Here is a 7557-nt window from a genome sequence, read left to right on the forward strand (position 1 = left end):
AATTATATACTATACTACTAAATAAAGGAATATAATTTTTGTTAATATTGTGTTTGTTTATGTATACAAAGTTTGAGTTGCACAAAATTTTCGATATTTATAGCAACAAAAATTTCAATGAATTGTAAAATTTTTTTGTTTTAATACGCTAATTATGTTTAATGTCTTTTTATAGGGAATGTATAACTATATGAGTGTTATATCGGTGTAGATTTTCAATATTTCGCCGTGTGCACAACTTATTTTATGTTAAGATAAACGTAGACTAATAATTTAGGATGTGACAATCTTTATGAAAATCGTATTTTATGGTGCTGGTAATATGGCAAATGCGATATTTAAAGGAATTATAAATTCAGAATTGATACCCCCTGAAAATATTTATCTTACAAATCGGTCTAATCAACAGATGTTAGAAGAATATCATCGTGAATTAGGCGTGCATTATAGTTATGATGATGCAGCCTTATTAAAAGATGCGGATTATGTATTTTTAGGAACAAAACCGCATGACTTTGATCAATTGGCTGAGCGTATACGTGACCATATTGATGACAAAAATAAATTTATCTCTATTATGGCTGGTTTACCCATCAGTTATTTACGTGAAAAATTAAATCCGAATAATCCAATTGCACGTATTATGCCGAATACTAATGCCCAAGTTGGTCATTCAGTTACAGGTGTCAGCTTTTCACGTAATTTTGGTCCTCGCTCAAAAGATGAAGTGTTATCATTGATTAATGCTTTTGGCTCTGCGATTGAGGTAAAAGAGGATCATTTACATCAAGTCACTGCAATTACTGGCAGTGGTCCTGCTTTTCTTTATCATGTGTTTGAAAAATACGTGAATGCTGGGACTAAGTTAGGATTAGAAAAATCAGAAGTTGAAGAATCGATTCGTGAATTAATCATTGGAACTGGAAAAATGATTGAACGTTCAGATTTAAGTCTTGAACAATTAAGAAAGAACATCACATCTAAAGGCGGAACAACACAAGCTGGCTTAAATAAATTATCAGATTATGATATTGAAGGTATTTTTGAAGAGTGTTTAAATGCAGCAGTAAATCGCAGTGTTGAACTTTCAATGCAAGATGATAATGATTAATCAGTACCATTATACAATTTTGTTAAATATTAAAACCCGACTCATGATTCTAACGCTTGAGTCGGGTTTTTTGTATTCATATAGGTTTCGTAGTGATACCGGTCGTATTAAAAAGAATAAGAGTCATAATCTTTCACAAATTGAAAAGAGACAGGGTGTAGTTCTTGAAGTTGTTTTTCTATGACCATGATATCATCTAATGTGTAACGATTACTTAAATGTGTAAGCAATCCATGTTTGACGTTCGCTTCACTTAAAAGATTTAACACATCTTCAATATGACTGTGATGATAGTTGTTTGCGCGTGTTTTATCGCCTTCGATATATGTAGATTCATGGACAATTACATCCGCATCTTGCGCAATTTTAATCTGATTTGCGCAAGGCTTCGTATCTCCATAAATACCTATCACTGGTCCTTGTTTATCTGGACCTTTAAATGGCGCCGTGTCATAAATGTTGCCTTCATATTCAAATGTGTCTTGTGTTTTAATGTGTTGATATATAGGTCCGGGTTGAATCCCTAATGCTTTAAGTTTATTTACATCTAATTTGCCAGGCGTACTTGGTGCTTCAATACGGAATCCGTAGCATGGTACACCGTGATTTAATGGATATACTTTAACTTGAAATTGATTGAAAGTGAGATCGATTTCTTGATTGAGTTCAATAATATGTATGGGATAATTTAAATGTGAATGTGTTAATGCCATATTATTTTCGATGAAATCTTTAATACCAGATGGCCCCACTACAGTTAAAGGTTTCGCTTCTCCACCTTGGAAAGAACGACTCGTTAACACTCCAAGAAGACCAAATACGTGATCCCCATGCATGTGTGTAATAAAAATATGGCTCACTTTTCCTAATTTAATTGAATGATGTAAGATTTGATGTTGTGTGGCTTCCCCTACGTCAAATAGCCAAATATCAGTATCATAAGGTTCCAGTGATAAAGCAATGGATTGTGTATGACGCTCTTTCGTGGGCAACCCAGCACTCGTTCCAAAAAACGTAATTTCCATGGCGTGTGCCTCCTTAGCGTTATAGTATCATAAAAATGTGTTGAAGCGGGACATAAAATATTAGAATATGTATATAAATAATGCAGATTGTATGACCTAAATGTGTTGAATGTTTTATAATAACAAATATGATATAAATTAAGAATTGAGGTTTTGAATCTTGAATAAGTCAAAAAAGCAAATTCCAGCATTGATCACTATCTTCGGGGCGACGGGTGATTTAAGTCACCGTAAATTATTCCCATCCCTATTTCATTTATTTCAACAAGACAACTTAGACGACCGTATTGCGGTTATTGGGATTGGTCGACGTCAATTGACTAATGATGATTTTAGAGCACAAGTGAAAGCTTCGATTCAAGCCCATGTCCAAGATACGAAACATTTAGATAAATTTATGCAACATATCTTCTATCAACCTCACGATGTAAATGATGAAGCAAGCTATGCAGATTTATTACAATTAAGTGAGACGCTTGATCAAAAATTTTCTCTTGAAGGCAATCGCCTGTTTTATTTAGCAATGGCACCTCAATTTTTTGGTACAGTTACAGATTATTTAAAATCTTCTGGTCTGACGCGTACAAAAGGCTTTAAACGTTTAGTTATTGAAAAACCGTTTGGCAGTGATTTAACATCAGCAGAAGAATTAAATCAACAAATTCGTCGTTCTTTTAAAGAAGAAGAAATTTTCCGTATTGACCATTATTTAGGTAAAGATATGGTTCAAAATATTGAAGTGTTACGTTTTAGTAATGCGATGTTTGAGCCATTATGGAATAATAAATACATTTCAAATATACAAGTCACGTCTTCTGAAATTTTAGGTGTTGAAGACCGTGGCGGTTATTATGAATCGAGTGGTGCACTTAAAGATATGGTACAAAACCATATGTTACAAATGGTTGCCTTACTTGCGATGGAGCCACCGATTAGCTTACATAGTGATGATATACGCGCCGAGAAAGTAAAGGTATTGAAATCTTTACGTGTACTTCCAACTGAAGACGTGAGACATCACTTTGTTCGTGGTCAATATGACGCTGGTCAAATTAATGGCCAAGAAGTGAAAGCATATCGAGATGAAGATAAAGTTGCTTCAGATTCATCTACACCAACATTCGTCTCAGGTAAAGTGCTTATAGATAATTTTAGATGGGCAGGCGTTCCATTTTATATTCGTACAGGAAAGCGAATGAAGCGTAAATCGATACAAGTCGTCGTTGAATTTAAAGAAGTACCAATGAATTTATATTATCAAAGAGATAAACATTTAGATTCAAATCTTCTTGTTATTAATATTCAACCAAATGAAGGCGTTTCTATTCATTTAAATGGTAAGAAATATGTCCAAGGTATTGAAACTGAGCCTGTACAATTATCTTACGCAATGAGTGCACAAGATAAAATGAATACCGTAGATGCTTATGAAAACCTATTGTATGATGCGTTAAATGGTGATGCGACGAACTTTACACATTGGGAAGAATTGAAATCAACATGGAAGTTTGTCGATTCAATTTCTGATGCATGGTCTAAATTTGAACCTGAATTCCCTAATTATAAAGCAGGTACAAATGGCCCACTTGAAAGTGACCTCCTCTTGAGTAGAGATGGTTTAAAATGGTGGGATGACATTCAATAACTATAAGAGCTAAGTATGTTTTTAATGCTACTTAGCTCTTTTTGATTTATAATATAACATTAAGTAATGCTTTACGTTAAAGTAATTTAGGAGTGACCCCTCTTGGACGTTATCAAACACATTCAACAAGCGATTATTTATATTGAAGATCATCTTTATGAATCGTATGATTTACAACATTTAAGTGATTACGTTGAACTGTCACCTTATCACTTATCGCAATCTTTTCTAATGATTACTGGTCAAACACCAGAAGATTATTATAAAGCTAGACGTTTAACATTAGCGGCAAAGGAATTAAAACAAAGTAATGCACGATTAATTGACATCGCAAAAAAATATCACTATTCAGATGTCAATGCTTTTGCACATGATTTTAGTGATTATCATGGTGTTTCACCGCTTCAAGTTAAAACTAAATCTGATCAGCTCAATATGCAACCTCAAATTTATTTAAAGCTAACAACAACAACGAAACCCGCACCACCTTTTCGTTACGAACATATTGGCGATTTTGGTATGGTTGGCTATTCTCGGTTCATCCCTAGCCAAGACATTGAAAGTCCTTTTAACGTACCTGATTTTTTAGAAGATTTAAAAGCTGATGGGCGTATTGACGATTTAATTAAATATAATGATTGCGGGCCACATGATTTATTTGTTGTGAGATGTCCTTTAGAGCATGGACTCGAATTGTTTGTTGGTGTGCCTAGTGAACGGATGCCATCACATTTAGAATATCGCTATTTGGATCGACGTCAATATGCGATGTTTAATTTGCAAGGTGAAATGGATTATGCAGTGACAGATGCTTGGCATTATATTGAGACGACATTGCAGTTTTCAATGCCTTATGAAAAAGACACGCTTTATTTAGAAGTCTATCCATTTGATTTTTCATTCGACCATGCATTAACTAAAATACAACTGGGTATACCGCTTCTAAATGATGACATATAAAAACACAAGGTCGTATGATTTTGACCTTGTGTTTTTTATTTCTGATATTATTCAGTCCATTGTGTATGGAAAACGCCTGCTTTGTCTTTACGTTCATAAGTGTGCGCACCAAAGTAATCGCGTTGTGCTTGAATTAAGTTAGCAGGTAAATCTGCTGTACGATAACTGTCAAAGTAGTTAATACTAGATGCAAAACCTGGGATGGCAATGCCATTTTTAACGCCAGTAGCAACAACTTCACGTAATGCATCTTGATAATCATTAACGATAGATTTGAAATAATCATCTAACAATAGATTTTGTAATTCACTATCTTTATCATAGGCATCTTTAATTTTTTGAAGGAACTGTGCTCTAATAATACAACCTTCTCTCCAAATCATCGCGAGTTCACCTAATTGTAAATGCCATTCATTTTCTTCACTTGCTGCTTTCATTTGATCAAAACCTTGTGCATAGCAACAAATTTTACTCATATACAGCGCACGACGAATTTGTTCTAAAAACGCATCTTTATCACCATCAAATGAAGCTTTAGGACCATTTAAAAATTGAGCAGCATGGACGCGTTGTGTTTTTAAAGATGAGATAAAACGCGCAAAAACAGATTCAGTAATAATGGTTAACGGCGCACCAAGTTCTAAAGCGTTAATTGATGTCCATTTACCAGTTCCTTTTTGACCTGCTTTATCCATTATTTTTTCAACTAATGGTTCTCCAGCTTCATCAAGTTTTGTGAAGATATCACCCGTAATTTCAATTAAATAACTTTCTAATTCACCCGTATTCCATGATTTGAAAGTTTCAGAAATTTCTTCGTGAGACATGCCTAAAAGCTCTTTCATCATAAAGTAACTTTCAGCAATTAATTGCATATCGGCATATTCAATCCCATTATGAACCATTTTTACATAATGACCAGCACCGTCCGGCCCAATGTATGTGACACATGGCGTACCATCTTGTGCTTTTGCAGCAATGGCTTCAAAAATATCTGCAACTTTATCGTACGCATCGCGTTGACCACCCGGCATCATAGAAGGACCTGTTAATGCACCTACTTCACCGCCAGATACGCCCGTACCGATAAAGTTAACACCACTTTGAGCGAGTGCTTGATTACGACGCATTGTATCTAAATAATTTGTATTACCACCATCAATTAAAATATCGTCGTTATCTAATAAAGGTAAAAGACTTTCAATTGTTTTATCCGTAGCCGCTCCGGCTTTTACCATAAGTAAAATTTTACGTGGTTTTTCTAAAGAGTTCACAAATTCTTCTAATGAATATGTCGGAACAATGTTTTTACCTTCAGATTCTGCGACCATGATGTCTGTTTTTTCAGATGAACGGTTATAAACAGATACTGTATAGCCTCTAGATTCAATATTCCATGCTAGGTTTTTACCCATTACCGCTAATCCTACTACACCTATTTGTTGTGTCATTATTATTACCTCTCTTAATATAAATTACGCACTCATTGTACCATATTATTAACGTATAAACACGCAACCGCTTTTATTAAGCGTTTTCAATAATTTTCATTACGTAACGTGCTAAATCGTATAATGATTGTTTAGAAATTCGCTCTTCAGTCGTATGAATAAATTCATACCCTACGCCTAAAATTACAGTTGGAATCCCAAATTGGTTAATGATACTACCATCTGAGCCACCACCACCGATGGATGTATGTGCTTCAAATCCTAAAGCTAATGATGCTTCTTTAGCAATTTGATACACTTTTTCCGTTTCTTCAATTTTAAATCCTGGATAAGATATTTCAGATTCTACTTGAGCTTGCGCATGATAGTGTTTAGCCACGTTGATAAAAGTTTCTTTCATGTGCGCTGTCTGAGCATTAATTTTTGCTTCATCATGTGAACGTGCTTCAGCCCAAATGTGTACTAAATCCGTGACAACATTCGTTGGACCGCCACCATTAAAAGAGCCAATGTTAGCTGTCGTCTCTTCGTCAATTTGTCCAAGTTTCATTTGACTAATCGCTTTAGCTGCAATGTTGATTGCACTAATTCCTTTTTTTGGCGTACTAGCGTGTGCTTTTTTACCATGAATTTCAGCATGCATTTTCATTTGATATGGTGCACCTATCGTGATATCTCCAACAGGTACGGCGGCGTCTAACGCAAAGCCGTACTCTGAATCTAACAGTGAGGCATCTAAAGCTTTAGCGCCGACTAAACCAGATTCCTCACCTACTGTAATGACAAATTGAATTTGACCATGTGGCAGTTGGTGTGTACGGATGACCTCTAATACTTCTAAAATAACTGCCAATCCAGCTTTATCATCTGCACCTAGAACTGTTGTACCATCAGAATAAATATAGCCGTCTTCTTTGATGATAGGTTTCACATTTTGTCCAGGTTCAACCGTGTCCATATGTGCAGTAAAATAAATTTTATCGCGGTTGTTTTCAGTAGCTTTTAGTGTACAAATTAAATTGTTTGCACCGAAATTTGTCAGAGCTTTGGCATTATCTTCTTTAACTTCAAGTCCTAATGCTTCGAATTTTTTCTTTAAAATTGGTTGGATTCGACCTTCATGGCCCGTTTCAGAATCAATCTGAACAAGTTCTAAAAAAGTTTGTATTAAGCGTTGTTGATTAATCAAAAAATCCCCTCCTTAGTGGACTTTACTTCATTTGGTTCCGTTGCAAAGTTAAAAAATAAGTGTCTAACCTTATGTTTAAAATAATACTTCGTATTAACTAGCTAGCATGATGCTAATTACACGGCATGGCGAAAACCCGTAGATCTGAAGAGATCTGCGGTTCTTTTTATATAGTC

6 protein-coding genes and 1 pseudogene are annotated in these 7557 nt (G+C 34.9%); 3 read left to right on the top strand and 4 right to left on the bottom strand.

Annotated features, from left to right (window positions below):
• The first annotated feature begins 292 nt into the window (after positions 1 to 292).
• Positions 293 to 1111: a pyrroline-5-carboxylate reductase gene (gene proC / locus CD172_RS08370; RefSeq protein WP_103346067.1), complete on the top strand. Its 819-nt coding sequence runs from the start codon at positions 293 to 295 to the stop codon at positions 1109 to 1111.
• A gap of 107 nt (positions 1112 to 1218) precedes the next feature.
• Here the strand turns inward: proC and rnz are convergent, their stop codons facing one another.
• Complete coding sequence (rnz, locus tag CD172_RS08375) at positions 1219 to 2136, bottom strand: ribonuclease Z (protein WP_103346068.1); 918 nt, start codon at positions 2134 to 2136, stop codon at positions 1219 to 1221.
• A gap of 160 nt (positions 2137 to 2296) precedes the next feature.
• Between rnz and zwf the strand changes: the two genes are divergently transcribed.
• Positions 2297 to 3781 (top strand): glucose-6-phosphate dehydrogenase, encoded by a 1485-nt coding sequence (gene zwf / locus CD172_RS08380; RefSeq protein ID WP_103346069.1) that lies wholly within the window; start codon positions 2297 to 2299, stop codon positions 3779 to 3781.
• A gap of 102 nt (positions 3782 to 3883) precedes the next feature.
• A complete protein-coding gene (locus tag CD172_RS08385; protein WP_103346070.1) occupies positions 3884 to 4741 on the top strand; it encodes an AraC family transcriptional regulator in 858 nt (285 codons plus the stop codon).
• Positions 4742 to 4788: 47 nt separating this feature from the next.
• Here CD172_RS08385 and gndA read toward each other — a convergent pair whose 3' ends face one another.
• From gndA to CD172_RS08400, 3 genes and pseudogenes are all read right to left on the bottom strand, one after another.
• Positions 4789 to 6192: an NADP-dependent phosphogluconate dehydrogenase gene (gene gndA / locus CD172_RS08390; RefSeq protein WP_103346071.1), complete on the bottom strand. Its 1404-nt coding sequence runs from the start codon at positions 6190 to 6192 to the stop codon at positions 4789 to 4791.
• A 76-nt stretch (positions 6193 to 6268) separates the two neighbouring features.
• Entirely contained in the window at positions 6269 to 7381 is a 1113-nt protein-coding gene (locus CD172_RS08395; RefSeq protein ID WP_060551103.1) for a M20/M25/M40 family metallo-hydrolase, read from the bottom strand.
• Between the two features lie 93 nt (positions 7382 to 7474).
• Positions 7475 to 7557, bottom strand: a pseudogene (locus CD172_RS08400) (IS6 family transposase); the annotation flags it as partial.

Source organism: Staphylococcus agnetis (assembly GCF_002901865.1).
Lineage (GTDB): Bacteria > Bacillota > Bacilli > Staphylococcales > Staphylococcaceae > Staphylococcus > Staphylococcus agnetis.

What these genes read in the sequence shown, in the direction of transcription:
- proC (WP_103346067.1), top strand. Translation starts at nt 293, where the DNA reads ATGAAAATCGTATTTTATGGTGCTGGTAATATGGCAAATGCGATATTT.
- rnz (WP_103346068.1), bottom strand. Translation starts at nt 2,136, where the DNA reads ATGGAAATTACGTTTTTTGGAACGAGTGCTGGGTTGCCCACGAAAGAG.
- gndA (WP_103346071.1), bottom strand. Translation starts at nt 6,192, where the DNA reads ATGACACAACAAATAGGTGTAGTAGGATTAGCGGTAATGGGTAAAAAC.